Here is a 23,473-nt window from a genome sequence, read left to right as displayed (position 1 = left end):
CAACTCTGTCACCCGCGCCTGCGATGATCCGGCCATGAATGATCAGTCCGGGCTCCCGCCGATCGTGTCCAGGGAGGAATGGCAGCAGGCGCGCGACACCCTGTTGCTGCAGGAGAAGGCGCTGATGCGGTTGAAGGACACGGTGAGCGCGCAGCGACGACGGCTGCCGATGGTCGAGATCACCGCCGACTACACGTTCGACGGTCCCGACGGGCCGGTCACGCTGCTCGATCTGTTCGACGGGCGGCGGCAACTGTTCCTGCAGCACTTTATGTACGGGGCGGACTGGGACGCGGGCTGCGACGGCTGCTCGATGATGGCCGATCACATCGGCCCACTGTCCCACCTGCACGCCCGGCGCACCTCCTTCGCCATGGTTTCCCGGGCCCCGGTGGACCGGCTGACCGGGTTCGCGAAACGGATGGGTTGGTCCTATCCCTGGGTTTCATCCGGCCGCACGACCTTCAACGAGGATTTCGGGGTCACCGTCGACGGCGAGGAACGACAGGGCATGAGCGTCTTCCTGCGCGACGGTGCCCGGATCTTCCACACCTGGATCGGCTACGCCCGCAGCGAGGAGCCGTTCATGGTCGTCTTCGACCTGCTCGACCTGACGCCGTTCGGCCGTCAGGAGTCGTGGGAGAACACGCCGCCCGGCCGGCCGCAGGATCCGCCGTACGAGTGGATGCGCCTGCACGACCGGTACGAGGTCGACGGCCGGGAGGGCTGAGGAACCGTCCGTCAGGCTCGGGGGACGGCGACTGATCCGGTCGAGGCGCGGACGACGAGGTCGGGGCGGGGGCCGGCTTCGCGGCGGGGGCGACCGGCGACGGCGTCCATCAGGCAGCGGGCCACGCCGCGGCCGAGCTCCTCGACATGATGATCAAGGGCGGAGACGGGCGGGACGGCGCGCTGGCAGGCCAGGGAGTCGTCCCAGGAGACCAGGGACACGTCGGCCGGGACCGAGAAGCCGAGCTTGCGCAACACCTCGACGGCGACGCTGGCGAGATGGCCGCCGTCCAGGACGAAGGCGGTCGGCGGCCGGTCCCGGATCATCGCGGCGGCGACCAGCTCCCGGCACCGCTCCTCGTCGTACTCGGCCGCGCTGACCCGGCCCTCGATCCGGCCGTCGGCGACATAGGAGTCGAAGACCCCGAGCCGGGTGTGGGTCTGCCACTGGGCCTGCGGCCCGCTGAGCCAGTCGATCTGCCGGTGGCCGGCCGCCCGGAGGTGATCAAGCACCTCGCGCAACGCGCCGGCATTGTCCACGGTCACCGCGTTCGGGCCGAGCGGCTGGTTCGAGTCACCGAGCACCGCGTAGTGGAGACCGAGCGACTGCAGCTCCTGCTCCAGGTCCTCGTCGACCGTGATGTCCTTGCAGACCACGGCATCGACCGAGCCGTCCTCGGCCCAGCGGACCAAGGTGGCCCGTTCCTCGTCCCGGTCGGCGACGATCTTGACGATCACCGTGTGGCCGTGCCGGATCAACTCCTCCTCCAGCCCGGACTCGAGCCGGTTGTAGAAGTGTTCGCTGCGCGGCGTCCAGCCGTTGCGCTGCACGGTCATCCCGAAGGTCGGCACAACCACAGTTGTATCCCGTTTGCTCCTCACCCGCGGACATGGTCGGGCATCGGTACGCCGCGGCGGCGGGCCTCGTCGAGGAAGCGACGGCTCATCGCCGGCTCCGGCGAGGCGTTGCGCAGCGCCCGGGTGAAGTCGGCTTGCGGATTGAGGATCACCTCGTCGGCGGCGCCGCGCTCGACCACCCGGCCCTGAAACATCACCAGGATCTCGTCGGAGAAATGCCGCGCGGTGGCCAGGTCGTGGGTGATGTAGAGCAGCGCCAGGCCCTCCTCCCGCTGCAGCCGGGCCAGCAGGTTGAGCACGCCGAGCCGGATCGACACGTCGAGCATCGACACCGGCTCGTCGGCCACCAGCACCGACGGCCCGGGCGCCAGCGCCCGCGCGATCGCGACTCGCTGCCGCTGGCCGCCGCTGAGCTCGTGCGGTCGCCGGTCGAGATACTGCTCCGGCGGTGTGAGGTTGACCCGTTCCAACAGTTCGACGGCGGCGGCGCGCAGGGCCGCCCGGCCGGTGGCCCGGCCGCTGATCCGCAGCGGCCGCTCCAGGTGGTGGCCGATCGTGTGGAACGGATTCAGCGAGGCGAACGGGTCCTGGAAGACCAGCTGGACCTCGGCCCGGTAGCGCCGCAGTGCCGCCCCGCGCCGACCGACCGGTCGTCCGTCGAGCAGCAGCTGACCCGAGGTCGGACGCTCCAGCTGGGTGATCATCCGGGCCACGGTCGACTTGCCCGACCCGGACTGCCCGACCAGGGCGACGGTCCGGCCGGAGATCAGCTCGAAGGAGACGTCGCGGACCGCGGCCAGGGTGCTGACCCGCAGCCCGCTGCGCAGCCGGAAATCCTTGCACAGTTCGCGGACGGCCAGCGTTGCGCTCATGATCGCTCCTGATAGCCGGCCCGGACGAAGTCGCCGGTCTCGCCCGTCAGCGACGGGAACGACGACAACAGCGTCCGGGTGTAGTCGTGTCGCGGTTCGAAGTAGAGGTCCTCGGCGGTCGCCAGCTCGACGATCTCACCTCCGCGCATCACCGCGATCCGGTCCGAGATCTCCAACAGCAGCGGCAGATCGTGGGTGATGAAGACCACCGCGAAGCCGAGCTCCTGCCGCAGCCGGAGGATCTCCTGCAGGATCTCCCGTTGCACCACGACGTCCAGCGCGGTGGTCGGCTCGTCCATGATCATCAGCTGCGGGTCGAGGGCGAGGGCCATCGCGATCATCACCCGTTGCCGCATCCCGCCGGACAGCTCGTGGGCGAAGGAGGTGATCCGCCGCGGGTCGACCCCGACCAGCTCCAGCAGTTCCTCGGCCCGGCGCAGCCGATCCTCCCGGCCCAGCTCCGGCCGATGGGTGGCGATCACGTCGGTCAGCTGGGCCCGGACGCTGATCACCGGGTTGAGCGAGTTCATCGCCCCCTGGAAGACCATCGACACCTTGGACCAGCGGAAGCTCCGCAGCTCCTTCCCCGCCAGCGCGAGCACGTCGATGTCCCGGCCGGAGTCGGCGTCGTGGAAGATCACCGAGCCGGCGGTGATCGCCGCCGGTGGCCGGTGCAGCTGGTTCAGGCCGTACGCCAGCGTCGTCTTGCCGCAGCCGGATTCGCCGGCCAGGCCGAGGATCTCGCCCTGGCGCAACTCGAACGTCGCCGCCTTCACCGCGTGCACCGGCTCGGCCACCAGATAGTCGATGGTCAGGTCCCGCACTGTCAGCACCGGATCGCCGATCACCGGGCGGCCGAGATCGAGCGAGGCCTCGACCGCGGTGACCTCCCGGTCCGCCGTGGGGTCCGCGGTCGGCTCGGCCGTCGGGGCGGCCCGGCGGCCACCGGCCGGGACGGCGGTCATGCCGCCACCTCCGCCGCGCGTCGGCCTGGTCGGGCCGGCTTCTTCTTCAGATGCAGGTGCTGGGTCCGCAGCCGCGGATTGATCACCTCGTCGATGGCGAAGTTGATCAGGGCCAGGCCCATCCCGAGCAGTGCGATCATGGCGCCCGGCGGGGCGAACCACCACCAGCCGCCGAGGGTCAACGCCTGCCCGTTCTGCGCGTACGCCAGCATCGACCCCCAGGTCTGGGTGCCGACCACGCCGAGCCCGATGAACGCCAGTCCGGCCTCGCCGAGGATCGCCCAGATCATCGCGAAGACGAAGCCGGACGACATCACCGGCAACAGGTTGGGCAGGATCTCCACCGCGATCACCCGGACCGGGTTCTCCCCGGCCACCCGGGCGGCGAGCACGTAGTCGCGGCTGCGCAGCGACAGGGTCTGCGCCCGGAGCACCCGCGCGTTCGCGGCCCAGGAGGTGATCGCCAGCACGACCGAGATCAACAGGATCCCCTTCTGCGGCACGTACGAGCCGATCACGATCATCAGCGGCAGCCCGGGCAGGATCAGCACCACGTTGGTGAACAGCGAGAAGGCCTCGTCCAGCCAGCCGCCGGCGTAGCCGCCGAGCACGCCGAACAGGAAGGCGAGGAACAGCGCCATCGCCCCGACCAGCACCCCGATGATCAACGACCCGCGGGTGGCGTAGGCCAGCTGGGCGAACACGTCCTGCCCGGTCTGGGTGGTGCCGAGCAGGTGATCGGCACTCGGCGGCGCCATCCCGATGTTGTTGATCGCCAGCGGGTCCTGGACCAGGAACGGCCCGACGATCCCGAACAGGAAGATCGCCACCACCACGGCGAGGCCGACGACCGACTTGCGATTGAGGTAACTCTTGATCATGCCCGCCTCCTCTCAGTGTCCGGACCGGGTGCGGGGATCGATGAAGCCGTACATCAGGTCGACCAGCAGGTTGGCACCGAGCACGGACAGCGTGATCACCAGGAACAGGCCCTGCATCAGCGCGTAGTCGTTGTTCTGCACGGCTTGCAGCATGGTGAACCCGATCCCCGGATAGCTGAACACGGTCTCCACCACGATCGAGCCGGAGACCACGAAGCCGAGCGAGATGGCGAAGCCGCTGAGGCTCGGCAGCACCGCGTTGCGGGCGGCGTAGGTGATCATGGTCCGGGTCGGCGACAGACCCTTGGCCTCCGCGGTCAGCACGTAATCCTCGCTCAGCGTCGAGACCATCATGTTGCGCATGCCCAGCAGCCAGCCGCCGATCGACGACAACACGATGGTCAGCGCCGGCAGGATGCCGTAGTAGGTGGCGTTGGCGATGAACGGCAGGTCGAACGCCGGCCGGACCAGGTTGACGTCGTAGCCGCCGCTGATCGGGAACCAGCCGAGGTTGACCGCGAAGATGTAGACGAAGACCAGCGCCAGCCAGAAGTACGGGATCGACTGCAGCACCGTGGTGGACGGGATCAGGGCGTCCAGCCAGGTGCCGCGCTTCCAGCCGGCGAACATGCCGATGCCGACGCCGAGCACGAACGTGATCACGGTGGACAGGCCGACCAGCCACAACGTCCAGGGCAGCGAGTTGGCGATCACCGGCGCGACCTGCTCCGGGAAGAAGGTCACACTCACCCCGAGATCACCGCGGAACAGCCCGGACAGATAGTCCACGTACTGCTGCGCCAGCGACTGCTGGGTGTCGGCCCCCAACATCAGCTCGATCGACTTCCGGGTCTCCGGGCTGACCGGCCCGCGGAGCGCCAGCTTGGCCAGCATGGCGTCCACGGGGCTGCCCGGCAGGGCCCGCGGAATCAGGAAGTTCAGGGTGACCGCCGCCCAGGCGGCCACCAGATAGAACCCCAGCTTTCTGATCACATACACGGAGGCGGTTCCTCGTGCTCAGCCGACCGGGACCAGATTCATCAGCACCTGGGCGTTGTCCGGTGCGGCCCACGCCGCCGGGAACGCGTACAGGTTGTCCGTGGTCGGGAACCCGGTGACCTTGCTGGTGTTGAACTCGGTCAGCGTCGAGCCGATCAGCAGCGGGACGTAGGGCAGGTCGGCCGAGATGATCTTCTGGATCGCGAAGTAGGCCTGCCGCTTCACCTCGACGTCGTTGGTGCCGGCCGCCTTCCGCAGCTCCGCATCGACCGCCGGGTTGGAGAACCGGGACGAATTGCCGTACGGGTTGCCGTTCTCGCCGACCTTGACCGTGCTCTCGGTGCCGAAGAAGTTGTTGTAGACGTGGTACGGATCCGGCGCCGGACCCTGGCCGAGCGAGTCGATCACCAGCTGGAACTTGCCGGTCGCCTTGGCGCTGTTCCACTCGTTGACGCTGACCTGCTGCGGCACCAGCTCGATTCCGATCGCGGCGAACTGCTGCTTCAGCGTGTCGATCGCGGTGATGAAGTCGGTCCAGCCCGACACCACCTTCACCGTCAGCTTGAGCGGCTTGCCGTCCTTGGCGTAGACGTCGTCCTTGAGCTGGTAGCCGGCCTCCTCCAGGGCCGCCTTCGCCCCCGCGACATCGGCGGTCCAGGGCGCGTCGGCGATGCTCGGGTCGATGAAGGCGCGGTCCCGGTCGGGCAGCGCGAAGGCCGGCGTGACCGGCTTGCCGAGCTTGTAGAAGGCGAGGTTGGACAGCTGCTCCCGGTCCATCCCGAGATACATCGCCTTGCGCACCGCCGGATCGATCTGCGGCCCGGTGCAACCCAGCTCGGGATTGGCGCAGGTGAACAGCGCGGCCTGGGCGGTGCCGGTGTTGATGTAGGACAGCTCCGGCTTGTTCTTGATCAGTTGATCAAGGTTCGGGATCGCCGCGCTCTGGTAGTCGATCTCGCCGGCCAGGTATTTGTCGGTGGCGGCCTGATTGCCGGAGAGCGTGATCACCCGGACGCCGCCGATCGCCGGCTTGCCCTGCTGCCAGTAGGTCGGGTTGGCCTTCAGCGCGTACGACTGCTGGGTGAAGGTGTCGAGCATGAACGGCCCGGTGCCGACCGGCTCCTCGTTCGGTTCGGTGACCGGATCGGAGACCTTGGACCAGACGTGTTCGGGCACGATGTAGGTCCGCCCGAGCACGTTCGCCCCTTCGGCGAAGGACGGTTGATCGAACTCGATCTCGACCGAGCTCTCGCTGAGCTCCTTGGCCTTCGGCGAATGGCCGGAGGTGTTCAGCTCCTCGGTCTGCTGGATCAGGTTGAAGGTGAAGGCGACGTCCTTGGCCGTGAACGGCTTGCCGTCGCTCCAGGTCGCCCCGGACCGGATCTCGATCGTCAGCTTCGTGCCGTCCGCGTTCCAGGTGTAGCCGGTGCCGAGCACCGGCACCGGCTCCTGGTCGATCGGCTTGAGCTGGTTGAAGTAGAACAGCGGCTCATAGATCACGCCCTGGACCAGGGTCATCACGTTCGGCGAGAACGGGTTGAAGTTCTCCGCGAACGGGCCGGCGCCGCCGCCGACGGTGATCACCGGCTTGCTCGCACCGGCGGTGGACGAGCCCGAGGCGGCCGGCGGCTGCTCGAGGTTGGAGCCGGCGTTGCAGCCGGCCACGGTCAGGCAGAGGGCGACCGCGGCGGCGACCAGTCCCTTGATCGGCAAAGTCGTGCGTGACATCCGCTCTCCCCAGGTGCGTCGATGAACCAGGAGGTGCCCGACGTCGGACACTTCCTTAAGCAAATGAATAAACTTGCGGTAGTTTGCAGTCCGAGAGCGAGGATTGTCAACGATTCGCCCCGGACCGTGGCCGAACAGCGACCTCGGCCCGGTCGGAGCCGGGCCGCCCCGTACTGTGCAAGGGTTTGTCGACAGGACCCGAAGGAGGCGTGCCGGATGAACCACCCCACGACGGCCCCCTCCTCCGCTCCGCTCCCCCGGACTCCGCCGCGGGGACCCCGATGAGCCGTACCCGACGCCCCCTGGACGGTGCCGTGCTCGACCTGACCCGGCAGCGCGGCGTGGTCACCCGGCTGGAGCTGGCCGAGGACCTCGGCGTCACCCCGGCGACGATCACCAACGTGGTGAAGCGACTGCTGGCCGGCGCCCTGCTGGTGGAGCGCGGACATTCGGCCTCGACCGGCGGCAAGCGGCGGACGCTGCTGCAGCTCAATCCGGCCTCGCGGTATGCGGTCGGGCTGAGCTTCGACCGGGTCCGGATGACGATCGCACTGACCGACTTCGCCGGCGCCCTGGTCGGTCAAGCGGTGACCCCGATGCCGGCCGAGGGCGAGCTGGAGCAGGTGATCGACGACCGGCTGAGCCGCGCGCTGCGGGCGGTCGGCATCGCCCCGGATTCGGTCGCCGGCGTCGGGATCGCCGACGCGCCCGGCGGGGCCGCGCCCTGGCCGCCACCGACCGACCCCGACCCCTCGCTCGGCGGCCGATTTCAGTCAGCCGCGACCCCGATCGGCGCGACCGTGCAGCGGATCCGCGCCGCCGCCGGCCGCCCGGTCGTGGTCCGGGACGAGGCCACCTGCGCGGCGATGGGCGAGCTGTGGACCGGATCGATGGGGGCCGAGGCCCGCTTCGCCACCGTCTACCTGTCCGACCAGATCAGCGCCGGCCTGGTGTTGAACGGCCGGGCCCAGGACCCGGTCCCGCGGGGCAGTCTCGGGCACATGTCGATCGACCGGGACGGCCCGCCCTGTCCGTGCGGCGCCCGGGGCTGCGTCGATGTCCTGGCCGCCCCCGCCGCTGTCGTCGCCCACGTGCTGACCAACGGCGCCCACGCCGCCCGGCTCGGCCTGGTCGGCAGCCCGGCCCACCTCGCCGCCGACTACAGCCGGATCGCGCGGGGCGCGGTGCAGGGCGACCGGACCTGCGTCGCGGCGATCACCGACGCCGCCGCGGCCCTGGCCGTCGGCATCGCCAACCTGGTCACGGTGCTCGGCCTGGAGCAGATCTTCCTGTCCGGCCCGGGCTTCACCGAGGCCGGCGGGATCTATGAACGGGTGATCGCCGACTGGCTCGCCCAGGTGCATCGCCCGGGCACGCCCCCGGTCACGGTGACCCTGTCGGCGCTGGACCTGGAGGCCGCGGCGATCGGTGCCGCGGCGCTGGTGCTGCAGGCCAGCCTCGCGGACTGATAGTCCCGATCTTCGTTCAGCAATTTAAGTTAGACTCGCCGACACATTGCTGCGGTTCTCCAGCTGGTTGATGGTGATCGCACCGTGGTGTTGATCATTGCCGTCAGCCGCGGGCGTTGAATCGGGCGCGCCTCGTCGGCGGATGGTCGGGGTCCACGCGATCGTTTCCGGTCGGCGGGACCCCCACAGCGGTCGCGCGGGCCGATAGCGGTCGCGCGGGCCGATAGCGGTCGCGGGCACGCGACGCGACCATTACCGGTCGGCGCGACCCCCACAGCGGTCGCGCGGGCCGATACCGGTCGCGCGGGCCGATAGCGGTCGCGGGTACGCGACGCGACCCTTGCCGGTCGGCGCGACCCCTGCAGCCGTCGCGCGGGCCGATACCGGTCGCGGCCCGGAAGCGGCGTCCCATCGGCGGTCGCAGGCACGCGACGCGACCATTGCCGGTCGGCGCGACCCCTACAGCGGTCGCGCGGGCCAACGGTCGCGGCCCGGGATCTGGGCGTCCCCGCGTCGGCAGGGAGAGGCGGCCACGCGACCGTTGTCGGTCGGCGCGACCCCTGCAGCCGTCGCGCGGGCCGAAAGCGGTCGCGGCCCGGAAGTGGAGTCCCATCGGCGGTCACGGGCACGCGACGCGACCGTTGTCGGTCGGCGCGACCCCTGCAGCCGTCGCGCGGCCCGATAGCGGTCGCGGGGTTAATGGGGTTCGGCGTCAGACGGCGGGGGTGGGGGTTGGGGTTTCGGCGGGGGAGGTGGGCGAGGTTGCGAACTGGGTCGCGTAGAGCTCGGCGTAGCGGCCGCCGACGGCCAGCAGTTCTTCGTGCCGGCCCCGCTCGACGACGCGGCCGGCCTCCAGGACCACGATCTGGTCGGCGTTGCGGACGGTGGACAGGCGGTGCGCGATCACGATCGCGGTGCGGCCTTCCAGGGCATTCTCCAGCGCCGCCTGGACGGCGGCCTCGGAGGTCGAGTCGAGGTGGGCGGTGGCCTCGTCCAAGATCACCACCCGCGGGCCGGTGAGCAGCAGCCGGGCGATGGTCAGCCGTTGCCGTTCGCCGCCGGACAGCCGGTAGCCGCGTTCGCCGACGACCGTGTCCAGGCCGTCCGGCAGCGACTCGACCAGTGGCCGCAGCCGGGCCCGTTCCAGCGCACTCCAGATCTCGTCGTCGGTCGCGCCGGGCTTGGCCAGCTGCAGGTTCTGCCGGATCGACTCGTGGAACAGATGGCCGTCCTGGGTGACCAGGCCGACGGTCGAGCGCAGGGCCGCGAAGGAAAGATCACGGACGTCTACGCCGGACAGCCGGACCGCGCCGCCGTCGACGTCGTACAAACGAGTGATCAACTGCGCGATGGTCGACTTGCCCGCCCCGGAGGACCCGACCAGGGCCACCATCTGGCCCGGCTCGGCCCGGAACGACACCTCGTGCAGCACCTGGGCGCCGGCCCGCGGATCGAGCACCGCGACCTCCTCCAGCGAGGCCAGCGACACCTTGTCCGCCGACGGATAGGCGAAGTCGATGCCGTCCAGCTCGACCGACACCGGGCCGTCCGGCGCCTGCTCGACCGGCTCCTCCTTCTCGGTGATCAACGGCTTCAGGTCCAGCACCTCGAACACCCGGTCGAAGCTGACCAGCGCGCTCATCACCTCGACCCGGGCGCTGGCCAGCGCGGTCAGCGGTGCGTACAGCCGGGTCAGCAACAGGGCCAGCGACACGACGGCACCGGCCTCCAGAGACCCGGACAGGACGAAGAACCCACCCAGCCCGTACGTCAGCGCCAGGGCCAACGCCGAGACCAGGGTGAGCGCGGTGACGAAGACGACCTGCACCATCGCGGTCCGGACGCCGATGTCGCGCACCCGCGCGGCCCGGGCGCCGAACTCGGCCGACTCCCGTTCCGGCTGCGCGAACAGCTTCACCAGGGTCGCGCCCGGTGCGGAGAACCGCTCGGTCATCGTCGTGCTCATCACCGAGTTGTGGTTGGCCGCCTCGCGCTCCAGCCGGGCCAGCCGCGACCCCATCCGCCGCGCCGGCAGGACGAAGATCGGCAACAAGATCAACGCGCAGACGGTGACCTGCCAGGACAGGCTGAGCATCACGATCAAGGTCAGCACGACCGCAACGATGTTGCCGATCACTCCGGACAGGGTCTCGGAGAAGGCCCGCTGGGCGCCGATCACGTCGTTGTTCAACCGGCTGACCAGCGCGCCGGTCCGGGTCCGGGTGAAGAACGCGATCGGCATCTTCTGTACGTGGTCGTAGACGGCCTGGCGCAGGTCCAAGATCAAACCCTCACCGATCCGGGCCGACAGCAGCCGGGTCACGATCCCGAACCCGGCCTCGGCGATCGCGATCACCGCGATGATGATCGCGAGCCGCAACACCACCGCGAACGCCGTGCCGGCGAAGAGCGCATCGATCACCTGGCCGGCCAGCAGCGGGGTCGCGACGGCCAGCACGGCCGTGACCACGCTGAGTGCGACGAAGCCGATCAACTGTGCGCGATGACCCCGGACGAACCGGAAGATCCGGCGCAGGGTCGCCATCGAAAAGGGACGCCGGTCCTGGGCGGCGTGCATCGCGTTGTACAACGAGTTCCAGGCAACGATCTCCATGCTCACGCGGAACAATGTAGAACTTCAACAGAGGTTGAGGTCAATGACCCGCGGGTTCGGGGGCCCGGGAATGCAATGTGTGCAGAAAACGTGCAGAGCCGGGCGGATCGTTGCATTCGGCGTGGCCAGACCGATGAGCCTTCCCTAGCTTGGGAGCGCAAGGAAGTCATCCCCCTAAGTACCCCCCTGAAAGGCTCACTCTGCATGTCTGTTTTCCGTAGGGTTGCAGTGACCGCGGCTGCTGCCGCGCTCCTGACCGTTGGCGCCGCCTCGACCGCGAGCGCCGAGATCATTCCGGGCCTGCCGGAGCTGCCCATCCTGGGTGGGCTCCTCGGTGGAAGCCAGGACGAAGGCCAGGCCAAGACCGCGCTCGCCCCGGGCGACGAGGGCACCCGCTGGTACGGCGTCCAGAAGGCCGGCGGCGGTCTGGTCGAGATCACCGACAACAACCTGGGCCCGTTCCAGGCTTGCAACAACGACGTCCCGATCAACGCCGTTGGTGGCGCTGTGGACGCCTCCGGCCTGTTCGCCATCCTCGGTTCCGATGGCAACTCGCTGACCGAGATCCGCAACTGCGATCAGGTCAACTCGCAGTACAACGACGCTGAGGGCCCGGTCACGCTGGACAAGGCCACCTGGTACGAGATGGGCTCCGGCGGCTCGCTGGTCGAGATCAGCGACAACAACGTCGGCCCGTTCCAGGTCTGCAACAACGACGTCCCGATCAACGCGGTCGGTGGCGCCGGTGTGGTCAGCGGTCTGGTCGGCATCCTGTCCGACGACAACTCGGCCGAGTTCGTTCGCGCCTGCAGCCAGGACTCCGTTCAGGAGAACTGAGTTCGCTCGCCCCACGACACCTCGCATCGTCGTCCCGGGTCACGCTCTGCAGGAGTGACCCGGGCACCGATCGGGGAGCTTGAAAGATAGAAGACGAAGGTGTGACCGGCTGTGGGTCGGCCTCGGAACTCACTCCCCGAGGTAATGATCAGCCGGTCACACCTTCGTCGTTTTTCCACACCCCGCCCGAAGACCCGAGATGCGCGTTACGGTGAGAACTCGACCTGACCGCAGAACTTCGGGAGGAGCGGCAGTTGTCGATCGGGGACACTCACACCACCGATCAGGACACGGACTCCGTGCTCGGCGCGATCCTGCTCAGCCGCGGCTGGCGGTCGATCGACGACCACCGGGCCTGGGAGTGGTGCCACCGGGGCCGACGGCCCGATCCGCGGCTGTTCGCGACCGGCGCCTGTGTCCTGGTCGATCATGCTGCCGGCGGGTATGTGGTCGAGGGGCCGTTGCAGTTCGACCGGCCCACCGACGCCCTGCGCTACCGGTCACGGCATGAGCTGCTGGACCGGCTCGAGTTGATCGAGGCCTGGACCTTTCCCCGGACCGCGGCCGAGCTCGACGCCGATCACGCCGATTCGGTCGACGGCGGTCCCTCCCGAACCTGATCACCCATCCAGGTCGGTGGGTTGCGCATCACCAGCATCACCAGCTCCGATTTGCTGCCGACGCCGACGAGGTCGTACAGGGTCTTCAGCCGGTTGGCGATCGTCCGCCGCGACACGTAGCTGTTCCGGGCGAGTTGATCATGAGTGAGCCCGGTCGCCACACCGACCAGGAGCTCGCGGTCACTGTCCCGGACGACGCCCCGCCAGGGATCGGCCGGCACCGGCGGGGCCAGCACCAGGGGTGGTGCCGCGTGCCTCTGCGCCAGCCGGTCGATGTGCCGGACCCAGCCCTCCAGCTTCAGCAGCCCCATCAGGTCGCGCGCACCGCGAAGATCCCGCAGGCCGCGATCCCGGTCCTCGGCCGCCAGCCGACTGCGGGCCCGGGCGAGCAGGGTACGTCCGCGATCGACCTCGGGCACCTCGTCGGTGCACAGCTCGAGCGCCTGGTCGAAGGCGGCGTCGGCCGCCTCCGGGGCCGCGGTCAGGGCCCGGCAGCGCGCCAGCAGCGCACCGGTCCGGGCGCTGCCCGGGTCCAGATCCTGGCAGTGCCCGCGCAGCACCGCGACCGCGTCGTCGTGGCGACCGAGGGCGACCAGCGCCTCGATCAGGTCCGCCCGCACCGCGGCCGCCGGCCGGCGCAACGGGGCGCAGGACCGGAGGGCGCCGTCCAACAGGGTCGCGGCCCGGCGGTGATCACCGGTGATCAGGAAGGCCTGACCCAGGTCGGCGTCGAACGGAGCCAGGCCCGGCGCGCTGGGCTGCCGCGATCGTAGGGCGACCGCCTCCTCGGCTCGGGGCGGCTCACCCAGCGCGGCCCGGATCCGTACCGCCGCGCCGGCCAGCGGCAGCATGCCACCGGCCGGCGGGTAGCGCCGGACCAGTTCGCCGATCCGCCGGTCGGCCACCGGATAGCGGCCGTCCCAGAGGTCGACCGCGATCAGCCGCGCGGTCAGGTTGACCTCGGCCAGCATCGAGTGCCGGCTCGGGTCGGTCAGCTGCGGCACCACCAGATCCCGGGCCGCCCGCGGTTCGCCGGCGGCGAGCAGCACGTCGGCCATGTCGGCGACCAGCGCCGACCAGCCCGCCGGGCAGTCCTCCGGCAGCCCGCCGCGGAGCAGTCCGACCGCCGAGGCCGTACCGGCGCCGCCGGCCCGGACCGCGATCAGTGCTGCCACGACGTCGCGGACCCGGCGCAGCGCGGGCGGCGCGTCGGCGGCGGCCTCGACCCGGTCCAGGATCGCGGTCGCCTCGGTCAGCGCGCCGAGTGCGACATTCAGGTGGGCCGCCCGGAGCAGCAGCCAGTCGTACTCTCCGGCGGGAGAGCCGAACCGGCCCGGCAGTCGGTCCGGGGTCAGCGGACTCGGGTCGTGCTCGCCGGACAGGCTCCGCGCCTCCAGCTCGGTGACCCGGAGGGCGAGCTCGGTGTGCGGGTCCACGGCGTGCGCCAGCCCGGTGTCGGTGTCGGCCAGAGCGGCCTCGACGAACCCCTGCTCCAGCCGGGCCCGGGCCCGCAGCGCGGACAGCTCGGCCACCGAGCCGGCCGGCGGCCGCTGCAGCCCCACGTCGAGCAGCCGGGTCGCCGCCTCGCTCTCGCCGTCCGCCAGCAGCCGGCGGCCGACGGCGGCCAGCCGCTGGAACGTCTCCGCCGGCTCGTCGGGCAGCCGCGACCGGTGACCGAGCACCGCGGCCCGGTCGCCGGTGCGGCCGAAGGCCTCGCCGGTGCGCCGGTGCCAGCGCTCGCGCTCGGCCGGCCGCGCCTGGGTCTCGGCCCAGTGCGCGACCAACGGTTCGAGGACGAGCCAGCCGGTGCCGTCGGACCGCAGCAATCCGTGGTGCGCCAGCCGCGCCGCGGCGGCGGCCGCGTCGGGGCCGAGCTCGGCGACGACCTCGGCCGGTATCCGCCGGTGATCGGCGAGTACGGCCAGCAGGGCCAGCTCCGACGGCGCCAGCCCGGCCGTCCGGTCCGCCACCCAGCGGGTCGCCTCGCCGGTCGCGCCCAGGTCGACCGACAGCGGCGCGGCGCCGGCCAGCCGGTCCGGCGTCTGTTGCACCGCGAGGGATCGGAGCAGGGTCGGGTTGCCGTTGCTGAGCCGGCGGAGCTGGTCGGCCACCGCCGCCGCGACCGGCGCCCCGGTCGTCTCGGCGACCAGCGCCCGGCAGGACTGGTGGTCGAGTCCACCCAGCTCGATCGTCGGGTGCCGGCTCAGCCGCTCGGCCAGGGTCGAGTCGACCACCACCAGGTGCAGCCAGGGCCACAGGTCGGCCCGGCGCAGGACCTCGCAGCACAGCTCGACGGTCGCCGGATCGCTGAGATGGAAGTTCTCGTGCACGATCACCGACCGCCGCCGGACCCCGCGGCCGATCTTGCTGATCAAGCCGGACAGCCGGTCGACCACCCGGCCGCAGTCCGCCTCGCTGCCGTCCTCGGGCAGGACCAGCGAGCGGAACAGCCGGAGCGCGGCGTCGCCGCCGCCCCGGGCGAAGCGGCGCAGGCCGAGCCCGTGGATCAGATCCAGCGCGGTCCGGAAGGGTTCGTCGCTGGGGGTGTACCGGATCCGGGTGACGTCGAGCTCGACCTCGGCGTCGACCAGGGCCGCCTCGACCAGGGACGATTTGCCGATGCCGGCCGGGCCGGAGACGACCAGCACCCGGGCCTCGGGCGTGCCGATGAAGTCAGCCAGGATCTGGCGCTCCTGCCGTCGGCCGACAAGGTGGTGCTGAGACGTATCCGCAGCCAGCATGTGTTCGAGATCACTCCGCAGTCTGGTCGGGAAGGGAACTACGGGTGCCCAACCTAGGGGGCGGAAGCATGACCCGTACAGGCCCTGTTACCCCGCGACGACCGGTCGGGGACCGATTCCGGGCCACCCTGCACTATTTCTGCACTGTCCTGAGTCGCCCGGGACGGGCGGATGGTCGGGATTCCCCCACCCCGAATCGGCCGGTCTGCCGGTTGGGCCGGCCCGGGTCGCCGACGGCAGGCTGGTGCCATGATCACAACCGGCGGCGCCCTCGAACCGGTAGACACCCTCGGGCTCGGCGCCAACCCCCAGAATGGACTCGACATGAGTGACACCACCGAGCCGTCCCCGATCGATGGCAGCACCCGACTGGCCCGGATCATCCGGCAGTCCGGCCGGGATCTCGCCTGCATCGTCGGCGGCTTCTTCATCGCCCTGTTCGGGTTCATCGTCTGTGTGCCGATGTTCAGCGCGGGGGCCGGCACCATCCCGATCGTGTTCGGGCTGTTCGTGCTGACCGCCTGCCTGGTCGTCGCCGGCGGCTTCGCCCAGTTCCACCGCAATCTGTTGGCCGGAGCCGGCTACCAGCTGCGGCGGCCGGTCTATCCGGTCGGCCGGAAGGGATTCTGGGGCAAGTTGCGGCGGCTCCGGTCGGCCCAGTCCTGGCGGGATCTGCTGCACATTCCGATCGCCTTCATCATCGGTACGACCAGCTTCTGCATCGCCATCCCGTGGGTGGTGGCCGGGCCGGCCGGGCTGACCTTCTGGTTCTGGAGCCGGTATCTGCCCGACGACAGCGAGCGCCGCGGCCTGGCCTGGCTGCTCGGCTTCCCCGGCGATCTGCCCGAGATCGCCCTGAACAGTGTGCTCGGCGTGGTCTTCCTGGTCACCGCCCCGTTCGTGCTCCGCGGCCTGGTCGGACTGCAGGCCGCGATCGGCCGCGGCCTGCTGGTCGACGAGGCCTCCCACCTGCGGCAGCAGGTCAGCGAACTGACCACCAGCCGCGCCGCCGCCGGTGAGGCCGAGGTGCACACCCTGCGCCGGCTGGAGCGAGACCTGCACGACGGGCCGCAGCAGCGACTGGTCCGGCTCGGCATGGACCTGGGCGCCGCCGATCGCCGGTTGGACACCGATCCCGAGTCGGCCCGGCAGATCCTGCGCCAGGCGATGGAACAGTCCCAGGAGGCGCTGGCCGAGATCCGCACCCTGTCCCGCGGCATCGCGCCGCCGATCCTGGCCGAGCACGGCCTGCGGGCCGCGGTGACCGCCCTGGCCGCGCGCGGCATGATCACCACCACGGTGGACATCGACGAGGAGCTTGATCACTCCCGGGCGCTGTCCGACGCGGCCCAGAATGCGGTCTACTTCGTGGTCGCCGAATCCCTGGCCAACAAGGAGAAGCACAGCGCCGCCACCGGCTGCGCCGTGGAGATCCGACGGGTCGGCGGCATCGTGGTGATCACCATCAGCGACGACGGCGTCGGCGGCGCGAGCGTCGCCAAGGGTCACGGCCTGGCCGGCCTGAGCGACCGGCTGTCCGGCGTCGACGGCACCTTGATCGTCTCGTCACCGATCGGCGGGCCGACCATGATCACCGCGACTGTGCCGGTCAACGCGAAGGATCAGCGGGCCGCGAGCGAGCTGCGCTGATCATCGGGCCCTGATCGGCGGGAGCTGATCAGGGGGAGCTGGGGCTGATCCGGTCGAGGAAGGCCGTGATCAGCTCCAGCGCTCGGTCCTGGGCCGGGCCGCCCAGGGTGTAGACGAAGCCGTGCTTCGTCTCCGGCACCACGGCGGTCTCGGTCCAGCCGCCGTGCTGCTCGATCAGTCCGGCCAGGCTTCGTACCTGATCATGAGGGAACAGATGCTCGTGCTCGGCCAGCAGGAAGAGGAACGGCGGGCAGCCGACCCGGACCCGCCGATCGGGCGAGAGCTCGTCCAGGCTGCTGCCGTCGGCTCGCAGCCAGTCGATCTTGGTCCGGATGTTGCCGTCCAGCTCCGGCCAGGGCACCAACGTGCCGGGACCGTTGACCGAGACACAGCCGGCGATCGGGCTCCGCTGATCATCGGATTCCGCCGAGCGCAGCGCCACCATGGTGGCCAGGTGAGCCCCGGCCGAGCTGCCGAGGACGACGACCCGGTCGACCTCCGTCGCCTGGTCGGCCAGCCACTCGCGGAACGCGGCCAGGCCGGCGGTGACGTCGTTGATCTTGTCCCGGTAGCCGGCGCTCTCCTCGATCCGGTAGCCGGTCGCGGCGGCCACGAAGCCCCGCTGGGCGAAGTGATCGAGATGGCCGTGGAAGTCCTGCCGCTTGCCGGCATACCAACCGCCGCCATGGATGTAATAGAGCCCGACGGTGCGGGTCGGCCGCTCCGGCAGCCGGACGTCGACCACCTGTCGCTCGGCCGGCCCGAATCGGAGTTCCTCGGATCGCATGATCATTCCCCCTCGACGCCGGCCAACGCTACCGGTTGCGGCCGGAGGAGGTGAGCTCGGCCCGGTGCTGGCACAGTTAGGGCATGCGCGTCGTACTCGCCGATGATTCCGTCCTGCTCCGGGAGGGCCTGATCCGCCTGCTCGACGAGGTCGGCTGCGATGTCGTCGCCGCCGTCGACGACGCCCCGTCGTTGATCGCGGCGGCCACCGAGCACCGGCCCGATGTCGCCATCGTCGACGTACGGATGCCGCCGACGATGACCGACGACGGGCTGAAGGCGGCGGTGGCCGCGCGGGAGCAGAACCCCGCGCTCGGCATCCTGATGCTGTCGGCCTACATCGAGCTGTCCTATGCCGACGTGCTGCTGTCCGACGGCCGCGGCGGGGTCGGCTATTTGCTGAAGGACCGGGTCACCTCGCTGAACACGCTGGCCGAGGCACTGCAGACGATCAACTCCGGCGGCACCGTGCTCGACCCCGAGGTGGTGGCCCAGCTGCTGGTCGCCCGCCGGTCGGATCCGTTGGCGGCGCTGACCGCCCGGGAGCGCGAGGTGCTGGCCCAGATGGCCGAGGGCCGCAGCAACTCCGCCATCGCCAAGGAACTGGTGATCACCGGTGGCGCGGTCGAGAAGCACATCTCCAACATCTTCAGCAAGATCAATCTGCCCGACGTCGGCTCCGACAACCGCCGCGTCCTGGCCGTCCTCGCCTGGCTCAAATCCCGCTGACCCCACCCCGACTTGTAGCGGCTGGGCGCTGTCTGGTCCAAGGGGGGCCAGATGCCGCTCAGCCGGTACAAGTCGGCTGGGGTGGGAGGATTTGCGGGTGCGGCGGTTGCGGATCGGGGTGTTGGGGGCGGCGCGGATCGCGCCGGCCGCGTTGATCGGGCCGGCCCGGGACGATCCGGCGGTCGAGGTGGCGGCGGTTGCGGCGCGGGACCGGGCGCGGGCCGAGGCGTTCGCCCGGAAGCACGGCATCCCGATGGCGTACGACGACTATCAGGCTCTGCTGGACGACCCGGAGCTCGACGCCGTCTACAACCCGCTGCCGAACGGGCTGCACGGGCGCTGGACCCTGGCCGCCCTCGCCGCCGGCAAGCACGTGCTGTGTGAGAAGCCGTTCACCGCCAACGCCGACGAGGCCCGGGTGGTGGCCGCGGCGGCCCGCGAGTCGGGCCTGGTGGTGATGGAGGCGTTCCACTACCGGTATCACCCGCTGGCCCGGCGGCTGCGCGAGATCATCGAGTCCGGTGAGCTCGGCCCGCTGCGCCGGGTGATGACGGCGATGTGCTTCCCGCTGCCCCGGTTCTCCGACATCCGCTACGACTACGGCCTGGCCGGCGGGGCGCTGATGGACGCCGGTTGCTATGCCGTGCACCTGGCCCGGCTGCTCGGCGGCGAGCCCGAGGTGATCACCGCGACGGCCGAACTGCGCGACCCGCGGGTGGACCGGGCGATGCGCGCCGAGCTGCGGTTCCCCGCCGGTCACACCGGGACGATCACCTGCTCGATGTGGTCGCGCGACGTGCTGCGGATGTCGGCCCGGGTGGTGGGCGAGCACGGCGAGCTGCGGGTGATCAATCCGTACGCGCCCCAGTTCTTCCACCGCCTCACGGTCCGCACCGGTGATCACCGGCGGACCGAACGCTTCTCCCGCCGCCCCACGTATGCCTACCAACTGGACGCCTTCGCCGCCGCCATCCGCGACGGCACCCCCATCCTCACTCCGCCCGAGGACTCCGTCGCCACCATGACCGTGATCGACGCGATCTACCGCGCCGCCAACCTCCCCCTCCGCCACCCCACCTAAAATTCCGCCGACCCGTCACTAACGCACCGGTTTTTGCGGCGTGTCGGTGCACAAGTGACGTCTCGACGAGGTTGGGCGAACTCTCGGGCAGGTCGCCCGGGACCGGCTCATCGCCCTCCGGACCCGACGGATCGAGACCCGCAAGGCGTGAACCGTGCTGATCAGCCGCGGCTCGTGGCCTGGAAGATCATCAACGGAGAGTCACTGCGCAGCGGGCTGCGATCCCAGCCGGCCCAGGTCGCTTCGACCGCGAAGCCGGCGGCGGCCAGCTGCCGCTCGACCGTCGCCCGGTCGCGGAAGACCAACGACTCGCGCTCGACGACGTGCTCGCCCGTTTCCTCGAAGACGTTGTGCGCGATCATCGTAATCACTCCGGCATCCCCGATCTCGAGCTCCAGCCACTCCCGCAGCAGTCCGAACGGGGTCGACCTGGTCGTCGCCTCGGCCTCCGGAGTGACCCACCGCTGCCACGCCCGGCCGGCCGGATTCCTGGTCTCGAAGGCCACCGTGCCGCCGGGTCGGAGCGTCCGGTGCAGGTCGGACAGGGTCCGCGGCCAGTCGGGGTCGAGGATGTGCTGGGCCACATTGCCGGTCATCAACGCGAGGTCGTGCCGGCCCGGCGGCAGGTCCCGGGAGTCACCGGTGATCCACTGCACCCGCTCGGCACCGGGGCGAGCCCGGGCATAGTTGATCATGTTCGAGGAGGGGTCGACCCCGACCACCTCGCGGCCCGGAGTCGCCAGGGTGACGGTGAGCTGCCCCGTCCCGCAACCAAGATCGATCACGGTACGGGCATTGAGAGTGTCGGCCAGCTGACGGTAGAAATCATGGTCGGGTCCGTCCCCGTTATCGACGTCGTACAGCTCGACGATGCGGGTGTCATAGTTCGGCACCGGCCCAGCGTAGTGAAGGTGGGGATAGCCCCCGGATCGATCGGCCGGTCTGCCTCATCGCCCCGGCCGGTGGATTCGACCAGGCTGATGATCATGAACAGATCATCGAGGCTCGGGCCCGCCTGCGTCCTGCTCACCCTGGCCGTGCTCGCCGGCGTCGCCGAGCTGGCGATCGCCGTGGCCAGCTTCGCCGTCACCGGACCATCGCCGGACGCCACGCCGCAGATCCAGGTCCGGGTGGCGGTCTATCTGGTCGCGTTCGTCCTGATCGGGCTGGCCTGGCGGGGAAGTCGGATCGCCCGCTGGCTGGTGTTGATCTTGCTCGGCGTGCTCGGCACCGGGTCGCTGCTGGTGCCACTGATCGGCGAACTGGGCACCGGCGCCGGGCTGACCGAGGCGCTGGGCGCCGCCACATCGCCGTACTTCCCGCTGGTCCGGGCCGCGCACATCCTGCTGGTGATCACCGGCTCGCTGCTACTGCTCACCGCCGGCCGGACCGCGGCCGGGCCGCGCGCCGGCGGCCTGCCCGTCCGGGCCGGACACCGGATCGTCGTTCCTCCCGCGGAGTGACCGCGATCCAGCGCTCGTTGGACGTACCGCCGCTGAATCGCCCGGTTCTGTGAACGAGCGCTGGATTCCGGTCACCTGCCGCCCGAGAGCACGCACCGCCACCGCGCCGACCCGTCACATCCGCTGCGACACGCCGCCCTTCGACAGGCTCAGGACAGGCGCCAACGGCCACGGATGCTCGGGGTCCCTGCGGAACGTGGAGCGAAGCGGAACGTTTCGTGGGGTGACATTGACGGGTCGGCGGGGTTCTTAGAGGGTGCGGGAGCGCTGGTTGGCGCCGGGGATGCCGTACGGGTAGTCGTCGACGATCGGCTGGCTGGCCTCGGTCAGGGTGCTGGTCTCCGCCTCGGAGAGGTGCAGGCCGGCGGCGCCGAGGTTGTCGTCCAACTGCTCGATGGTCCGCGCGCCCAAGATCACCGAGGTGACCGCGGGGCGGTCGTTCAGCCAGGCCAGGGCGACCTGGGCCATCGACGCGCCGCGGGCCTTGGCGATCTCCTCGACGGCGCCGATCACCTGCCAGGTCCGCTCCTCGGCGTTGCGCTTGGCGTACGCCTCCATCCCGCGACCCGGGTCCTCGCCCAGCCGGCTGGCACCGGTCGGCGTGCTGTCCCGCTGATACTTGCCGGTCAGCCAGCCGCCCGCCAGCGGCGACCAGGGCAGGATGCCGATGTTCTCGTTCTCGCAGACCTGGGTCAGCTCGAACTCGAGGCTGCGCTGCAGCAGGTTGTACTGCGGCTGCAAAGTGACGATCTTCGGCAGGCCGCGCAGCTCGGCCAGCAGGGCCGCCTTCTGCAGCTGCCAGCCGAGGAAGTTGCTCACCCCGACGTACTGGATCTTGCCGGCCCGGACCGCGTCGTCATAGAAGCGCAGCGTCTCCTCGATCGGCGTGATCGGATCCCACGCGTGCGCCTGGTAGAGGTCGATCGTCTCGACGCCGAGCCGGGCCAGGCTGGCGTCCAGGGCGCGGGTCAGGTTGGTCCTAGACAGTCCGAGGTCGTTCTTGCCGTCGCCCATCGCGAACCGGCCCTTGGTGGCGATCACCAGCTGGTCCCGGACCGCGCTGCCGCGCTTGCCCAGCCAGCGGCCGACGATCTCCTCCGAAACTCCGCGGCCGTAGACGTTGGCGGTGTCGACGAAGTTGCCTCCCTGCTCGACGAAGCGGTCGAGCTGGGCGTGCGACACCTCCTCGTCGCTCTCCCGGCCGAAGGTCATCGTCCCCAGGCAGAGCGTCGAGACGATCGTCCCGGTGCCGCCGAGCGTGCGGTACTCCATCAGTGCTTGCTCCCCTGCTAGGTCGTGAAAGGTGTGAACGTACCCAGCCTGCGGCCCTGGCTTTATCCTGTCCAACAGAAGAATCGGATCTCACTGATCACCATCTCGGATCAAGGTCGCTCATGGAACTCCGCCACCTCTCCTACTTCATCGCCGTCGCCGAGGAACGGCATTTCACCCGGGCCGCGCAGCGGGTGCACGTCGCCCAGTCCGGCCTGTCGACCGCGATCCGGACCCTGGAACGTGAGCTGGGCGCCGAACTGTTCATCCGCAACACCCGCAGCGTCGAGCTGACCGACGCCGGCCGGGCGCTGCTGTCCGAGGCACGGCACACCGTCGGCGCCGCCGAGGCCGCGCGGGACGCGGTCGCCGCGGTCCAGGGCGTGGTCACCGGGCGACTGGCGATCGGCACCCTGCAATGTCTGGGCGGCCTGGATGTCACGGCCCTACTGACCCGGTTTCACCGCGCCCACCCCGGCGTCGAGCTGCGGCTCCGGCAGTCCGGCTCGACCGACCTGCTGGACCAGGTCCGCGGCGGTGATCTTGACGTCGCCTTCGTCTCGATCCCGCCGACCGAGCCGGCCGGTGCCGCGCTGCGCCCGCTGTCCGCCGAGCCGCTGCTGCTGGCCTGTGCGCCCGATCATTCGCTTGCCGCCGAGCCGGTGGTCCGGCTGACTGACCTGAAGGAGGAGACGTTCGTCGACTTCAATCCCGGCTGGATCACCCGGGACCTGACCGACCGGGTGTTGGCCGCCGAGGGGATCGAACGCCGGGTCGCGCTGGAGGCCAACGACGTCCACTTCCTGCTCGACCTGGTCTCCGAACGGTTCGGCGTCGCCCTGGTCCCGACAAGCTTCCGGGACAAGCGGACCCGGGCCCGCTTCGTCCCCCTCGCCGACCCGGCCCCGATCTGGGAACTCGCCGTCGCCACCCCCGCCGGCCGCCGCCCCAGCGCCGCCGCCCGCGCCTTCCTCGCCGACCCCGCCCTCACCCCGACCGGCGCCGCCTAGCCGCGACCCTTCTCCGCATACGCGACCGCTGCAGGGGTCGCGTCGGCGATCAACAGTCGCGCGCGCCTAAGCCCGAGCCACCCATCACCCCTCACTCAGCCCGCCGGCGCCTGAGCCCGACGGCCCCCAGCCGCGACCCCTATCGGCAGCCGCGACCGCTGCAAGGGTC

General features: G+C 70.5%; 20 protein-coding genes. 9 read left to right on the top strand and 11 right to left on the bottom strand.

Annotation, left to right across the window (positions count from 1 at the left end; translation table 11 throughout):
• The first annotated feature begins 34 nt into the window (after window positions 1-34).
• A complete protein-coding gene (locus FNH24_RS28400) occupies window positions 35-730 on the top strand; it encodes a DUF899 domain-containing protein (protein WP_152365583.1) in 696 nt (231 codons plus the stop codon).
• An 11-nt stretch (window positions 731-741) separates the two neighbouring features.
• On the opposite strand, the gene FNH24_RS28395 is transcribed toward FNH24_RS28400, so the two are convergent.
• From FNH24_RS28395 to FNH24_RS28370, 6 genes are read right to left on the bottom strand one after another with little or no spacing between them, the layout of a single operon-like run.
• Entirely contained in the window at window positions 742-1,587 is an 846-nt protein-coding gene (locus tag FNH24_RS28395; RefSeq protein WP_152365582.1) for a LacI family DNA-binding transcriptional regulator, read from the bottom strand.
• A gap of 20 nt (window positions 1,588-1,607) precedes the next feature.
• The gene (locus FNH24_RS28390) at window positions 1,608-2,459 is read right to left on the bottom strand and encodes an ABC transporter ATP-binding protein (protein WP_152365581.1); all 852 of its coding nucleotides are present in this window, start codon (window positions 2,457-2,459) and stop codon (window positions 1,608-1,610) included.
• Window positions 2,456-3,424: an ABC transporter ATP-binding protein gene (locus FNH24_RS28385; protein ID WP_152365580.1), complete on the bottom strand. Its 969-nt coding sequence runs from the start codon at window positions 3,422-3,424 to the stop codon at window positions 2,456-2,458. Before FNH24_RS28385 ends, FNH24_RS28390 begins: the two co-directional genes overlap by 4 nt.
• Window positions 3,421-4,305 carry an ABC transporter permease gene (locus FNH24_RS28380; RefSeq protein WP_152365579.1) on the bottom strand — a complete coding sequence of 295 codons (885 nt, stop codon included), beginning with the start codon at window positions 4,303-4,305 and terminating at the stop codon, window positions 3,421-3,423. The genes FNH24_RS28385 and FNH24_RS28380 overlap by 4 nt, the downstream gene beginning before the upstream one ends.
• A 12-nt stretch (window positions 4,306-4,317) precedes the next feature.
• Window positions 4,318-5,304, bottom strand: coding sequence for an ABC transporter permease (locus FNH24_RS28375; protein ID WP_152365578.1), 987 nt, complete (start codon window positions 5,302-5,304; stop codon window positions 4,318-4,320).
• Between the two features lie 18 nt (window positions 5,305-5,322).
• Window positions 5,323-7,032, bottom strand: coding sequence for an ABC transporter substrate-binding protein (locus FNH24_RS28370; protein ID WP_246187106.1), 1,710 nt, complete (start codon window positions 7,030-7,032; stop codon window positions 5,323-5,325).
• Window positions 7,033-7,313: 281 nt separating this feature from the next.
• Here FNH24_RS28370 and FNH24_RS28365 point away from each other — a divergent pair, with 281 nt between their 5' ends.
• Window positions 7,314-8,501, top strand: coding sequence for an ROK family transcriptional regulator (locus FNH24_RS28365; protein ID WP_152365577.1), 1,188 nt, complete (start codon window positions 7,314-7,316; stop codon window positions 8,499-8,501).
• Between the two features lie 712 nt (window positions 8,502-9,213).
• Here the strand turns inward: FNH24_RS28365 and FNH24_RS28360 are convergent.
• A complete protein-coding gene (locus FNH24_RS28360; RefSeq protein ID WP_246187135.1) occupies window positions 9,214-11,115 on the bottom strand; it encodes an ABC transporter ATP-binding protein in 1,902 nt (633 codons plus the stop codon).
• 228 nt (window positions 11,116-11,343) lie between these two features.
• Between FNH24_RS28360 and FNH24_RS28355 the strand changes: the two genes are divergently transcribed.
• Window positions 11,344-11,952: a hypothetical protein gene (locus FNH24_RS28355; RefSeq protein WP_152365575.1), complete on the top strand. Its 609-nt coding sequence runs from the start codon at window positions 11,344-11,346 to the stop codon at window positions 11,950-11,952.
• 254 nt (window positions 11,953-12,206) lie between these two features.
• On the top strand, window positions 12,207-12,572 hold the full coding sequence (locus FNH24_RS28350; protein WP_152365574.1) for a hypothetical protein: 366 nt from the start codon (window positions 12,207-12,209) through the stop codon (window positions 12,570-12,572).
• Here the strand turns inward: FNH24_RS28350 and FNH24_RS28345 are convergent.
• The gene (locus FNH24_RS28345) at window positions 12,533-15,313 is read right to left on the bottom strand and encodes an ATP-binding protein (RefSeq protein WP_152365573.1); all 2,781 of its coding nucleotides are present in this window, start codon (window positions 15,311-15,313) and stop codon (window positions 12,533-12,535) included. The two genes, FNH24_RS28350 and FNH24_RS28345, sit on opposite strands and share 40 nt — an antisense overlap.
• 324 nt (window positions 15,314-15,637) lie before the next feature.
• Here FNH24_RS28345 and FNH24_RS28340 point away from each other — a divergent pair, with 324 nt between their 5' ends.
• Window positions 15,638-16,963, top strand: a complete 1,326-nt coding sequence (locus FNH24_RS28340) for a sensor histidine kinase (RefSeq protein ID WP_161606359.1) — start codon at window positions 15,638-15,640, stop codon at window positions 16,961-16,963.
• A gap of 28 nt (window positions 16,964-16,991) precedes the next feature.
• Here the strand turns inward: FNH24_RS28340 and FNH24_RS28335 are convergent, their stop codons facing one another.
• Window positions 16,992-17,756, bottom strand: coding sequence for an alpha/beta hydrolase (locus tag FNH24_RS28335; RefSeq protein WP_152365571.1), 765 nt, complete (start codon window positions 17,754-17,756; stop codon window positions 16,992-16,994).
• A gap of 77 nt (window positions 17,757-17,833) precedes the next feature.
• Here FNH24_RS28335 and FNH24_RS28330 point away from each other — a divergent pair, with 77 nt between their 5' ends.
• A complete protein-coding gene (locus tag FNH24_RS28330) occupies window positions 17,834-18,478 on the top strand; it encodes a response regulator transcription factor (protein WP_152365570.1) in 645 nt (214 codons plus the stop codon).
• Between the two features lie 97 nt (window positions 18,479-18,575).
• Window positions 18,576-19,559, top strand: a complete 984-nt coding sequence (locus tag FNH24_RS28325) for a Gfo/Idh/MocA family protein (RefSeq protein ID WP_217428581.1) — start codon at window positions 18,576-18,578, stop codon at window positions 19,557-19,559.
• A 161-nt stretch (window positions 19,560-19,720) separates the two neighbouring features.
• Here FNH24_RS28325 and FNH24_RS28320 read toward each other — a convergent pair whose 3' ends face one another.
• Window positions 19,721-20,452, bottom strand: a complete 732-nt coding sequence (locus FNH24_RS28320; RefSeq protein ID WP_152365568.1) for a class I SAM-dependent methyltransferase — start codon at window positions 20,450-20,452, stop codon at window positions 19,721-19,723.
• 93 nt (window positions 20,453-20,545) lie between these two features.
• Here FNH24_RS28320 and FNH24_RS28315 point away from each other — a divergent pair, with 93 nt between their 5' ends.
• On the top strand, window positions 20,546-21,022 hold the full coding sequence (locus FNH24_RS28315) for a hypothetical protein (RefSeq protein WP_152365567.1): 477 nt from the start codon (window positions 20,546-20,548) through the stop codon (window positions 21,020-21,022).
• 249 nt (window positions 21,023-21,271) lie between these two features.
• Here the strand turns inward: FNH24_RS28315 and FNH24_RS28310 are convergent, their stop codons facing one another.
• Window positions 21,272-22,294 (bottom strand): aldo/keto reductase, encoded by a 1,023-nt coding sequence (locus tag FNH24_RS28310; RefSeq protein WP_152365566.1) that lies wholly within the window; start codon window positions 22,292-22,294, stop codon window positions 21,272-21,274.
• 122 nt (window positions 22,295-22,416) lie between these two features.
• Between FNH24_RS28310 and FNH24_RS28305 the strand changes: the two genes are divergently transcribed.
• Complete coding sequence (locus FNH24_RS28305; protein ID WP_152365565.1) at window positions 22,417-23,304, top strand: LysR family transcriptional regulator; 888 nt, start codon at window positions 22,417-22,419, stop codon at window positions 23,302-23,304.
• Window positions 23,305-23,473 lie beyond the last annotated feature (169 nt).

It is taken from the genome of Microlunatus speluncae, assembly GCF_009299835.1.
GTDB lineage: Bacteria > Actinomycetota > Actinomycetes > Propionibacteriales > Propionibacteriaceae > Microlunatus > Microlunatus speluncae.
This window is presented reverse-complemented; position numbering and strand designations above follow the sequence as displayed.

Coding starts and splice junctions, on each gene's coding strand:
- FNH24_RS28400 (WP_152365583.1), top strand. CDS start 35: ATGAATGATCAGTCCGGGCTCCCGCCGATCGTGTCCAGGGAGGAATGG.
- FNH24_RS28390 (WP_152365581.1), bottom strand. CDS start 2,459: ATGAGCGCAACGCTGGCCGTCCGCGAACTGTGCAAGGATTTCCGGCTG.
- FNH24_RS28385 (WP_152365580.1), bottom strand. CDS start 3,424: ATGACCGCCGTCCCGGCCGGTGGCCGCCGGGCCGCCCCGACGGCCGAG.
- FNH24_RS28380 (WP_152365579.1), bottom strand. CDS start 4,305: ATGATCAAGAGTTACCTCAATCGCAAGTCGGTCGTCGGCCTCGCCGTG.
- FNH24_RS28370 (WP_246187106.1), bottom strand. CDS start 7,032: ATGTCACGCACGACTTTGCCGATCAAGGGACTGGTCGCCGCCGCGGTC.
- FNH24_RS28365 (WP_152365577.1), top strand. CDS start 7,314: ATGAGCCGTACCCGACGCCCCCTGGACGGTGCCGTGCTCGACCTGACC.
- FNH24_RS28360 (WP_246187135.1), bottom strand. CDS start 11,115: ATGGAGATCGTTGCCTGGAACTCGTTGTACAACGCGATGCACGCCGCC.
- FNH24_RS28345 (WP_152365573.1), bottom strand. CDS start 15,313: ATGCTGGCTGCGGATACGTCTCAGCACCACCTTGTCGGCCGACGGCAG.
- FNH24_RS28340 (WP_161606359.1), top strand. CDS start 15,638: ATGAGTGACACCACCGAGCCGTCCCCGATCGATGGCAGCACCCGACTG.
- FNH24_RS28335 (WP_152365571.1), bottom strand. CDS start 17,756: ATGATCATGCGATCCGAGGAACTCCGATTCGGGCCGGCCGAGCGACAG.
- FNH24_RS28330 (WP_152365570.1), top strand. CDS start 17,834: ATGCGCGTCGTACTCGCCGATGATTCCGTCCTGCTCCGGGAGGGCCTG.
- FNH24_RS28315 (WP_152365567.1), top strand. CDS start 20,546: ATGAACAGATCATCGAGGCTCGGGCCCGCCTGCGTCCTGCTCACCCTG.
- FNH24_RS28310 (WP_152365566.1), bottom strand. CDS start 22,294: ATGGAGTACCGCACGCTCGGCGGCACCGGGACGATCGTCTCGACGCTC.
- FNH24_RS28305 (WP_152365565.1), top strand. CDS start 22,417: ATGGAACTCCGCCACCTCTCCTACTTCATCGCCGTCGCCGAGGAACGG.